Source organism: Aeromonas sp. YN13HZO-058, assembly GCF_001921245.1.
Lineage (GTDB): Bacteria > Pseudomonadota > Gammaproteobacteria > Enterobacterales > Aeromonadaceae > Aeromonas > Aeromonas allosaccharophila.
The window spans coordinates 1-1,574 of sequence record NZ_MQSY01000072.1 but is presented as its reverse complement, the minus strand read 5'-3'; the positions used below and the strand labels follow the sequence as shown (position 1 = coordinate 1,574).

Annotated in this window: 1 protein-coding gene and 2 pseudogenes; all 3 read right to left on the bottom strand. The window is 52.1% G+C overall.

Annotated features, from left to right (window positions below; all coding sequences use genetic code 11):
- Nucleotides 1-193: 193 nt before the first annotated feature.
- A complete protein-coding gene (gene gmhB, locus BSP75_RS18985; RefSeq protein WP_075114227.1) occupies nt 194-736 on the bottom strand; it encodes a D-glycero-beta-D-manno-heptose 1,7-bisphosphate 7-phosphatase in 543 nt (180 codons plus the stop codon).
- A 113-nt stretch (nt 737-849) separates the two neighbouring features.
- Nucleotides 850-1,245, bottom strand: a pseudogene (gene tuf / locus BSP75_RS18980) (elongation factor Tu); the annotation flags it as partial.
- Nucleotides 1,246-1,261: 16 nt separating this feature from the next.
- Nucleotides 1,262-1,574, bottom strand: a pseudogene (locus BSP75_RS18975) (EF-Tu/IF-2/RF-3 family GTPase); the annotation flags it as partial.

Genomic DNA, 1,574 nt, shown 5'->3' with positions numbered 1-1,574 from the left:
CTTCTCGAGTCAAGCCTTATTTTCAAAGGCTTTTCGAGGTTATCGACGAGGTTGTTTGCGTTGCCGCTTGCCCTGTCGATGGAGGCGCATTATAGGGAGTTGAATCTTTCTGGCAAGCAGATAATTGCAAAAAGATGGCTTTCATCGCTCGTTCGCTCACAAAGCCACCGATACGCATATTAAGCGAACAAAATCAGCCCGCAACGGGCACTGAAATGGCGAAATCATGCAGGTTGTCATAGGTGGCATCAGCCAATGCGATACCGGCATCGGTCACCGGTTTGCCCGTTTTGACCAACACTTTATGCCCGACTTTAGCATTGGCGGCCGCTTTCAGATCAGAAGGCTTGTCACCCACCATATAGGAACGGCTCATGTCGATCCCCAGCTCTTGTTGTGCCAACAGCAGCATGCCGGGTTCCGGTTTACGGCAATCACAGGGGACGCCGTGATCCGGGTGATGGGGGCAGAAGTAGATGCCATCGAGATCCACATCCCGATCCGCCAGTGACCAATCCATCCATTCTGTCAGATTCATAAAGTCATCTTCACTGAAGTAACCGCGGGCGATTCCGGACTGGTTGGTGACGACAACCAACAGATACCCTTTCTTCTTTAACAGCTGCAGGGCGTCGATCACCCCAGGCAGAAAATGGAAATCATCGACCTGACTCACATAACCAGTGTCTTCATTGATGACACCGTCACGATCCAGAAAAATGGCGGCTTTGCTCACGGAAACTACCTCTATCAATGGTTTCGCCCAGTATCTCACAGGGCATAAATAGCCCCAAAAATAAAAGGGGTGGCCGAAGCCACCCCTTTTCATGTTTGTATATAACGAATCGATTAGGCGATTACGCTAGCTACAACACCAGCACCTACGGTACGGCCACCTTCACGGATAGCGAAACGCAGGCCGTCGTCCATTGCGATCGGCGCAATCAGGGTAACAACCATTTTGATGTTGTCGCCTGGCATTACCATTTCAACGCCTTCCGGCAGTTCGATGGTACCGGTCACGTCGGTAGTACGGAAGTAGAACTGCGGACGGTAGCCTTTGAAGAACGGGGTATGACGACCACCTTCTTCTTTGGACAGTACGTACACTTCAGATTCAAACTTGGTGTGCGGCTTGATGGAGCCCGGCTTGGCCAGTACCTGACCACGCTCTACGTCTTCACGCTTCACGCCACGCAGCAGTGCGCCGATGTTCTCGCCTGCACGACCTTCGTCCAGCAGCTTGNGGCAGTTCGATGGTACCGGTCACGTCGGTAGTACGGAAGTAGAACTGCGGACGGTAGCCTTTGAAGAACGGGGTATGACGACCACCTTCTTCTTTGGACAGTACGTACACTTCAGATTCAAACTTGGTGTGCGGCTTGATTGAACCCGGCTTGGCCAGTACCTGACCACGCTCTACGTCTTCACGCTTCACGCCACGCAGCAGTGCGCCGATGTTCTCGCCTGCACGACCTTCGTCCAGCAGCTTACGGAACATTTCAACACCGGTACAGGTGGTAGAAACGGTATCTTTGATACCAACGATTTCTACAGTCTCACCTACTTTAACG